General features: G+C 63.4%; 1 pseudogene. It reads right to left on the reverse strand.

From position 1 onward, the window contains the following. A pseudogene (locus tag LI94_RS21745) lies at positions 1-176 on the reverse strand (4-hydroxy-2-oxovalerate aldolase); the annotation flags it as partial. Positions 177-227 lie beyond the last annotated feature (51 nt).

Genomic DNA, 227 nt, shown 5'->3' on the forward strand with positions numbered 1-227 from the left:
AAGCTCGACCCGCCCAACCCGTCACCGTGGGTCACCTCGATCACCGGCACCCCGGCAGCATCCAGGGCGGCCACGATCGCGCCGACCTCTTCGAGAGTGAACTGATGCCGCTTATGGTGGCTGCCGTCGCGCAGCGAGGTGTCGGTGATCCGCACATCAAAAATGTGATCAGACATAACGATTACACTCCTCCAGCCGTGACGCCGGCCATCTCGCGGGCGATCTCC

The organism is Mycobacterium sp. UM_Kg27 (genome assembly GCF_000972905.1).
GTDB lineage: Bacteria > Actinomycetota > Actinomycetes > Mycobacteriales > Mycobacteriaceae > Mycobacterium.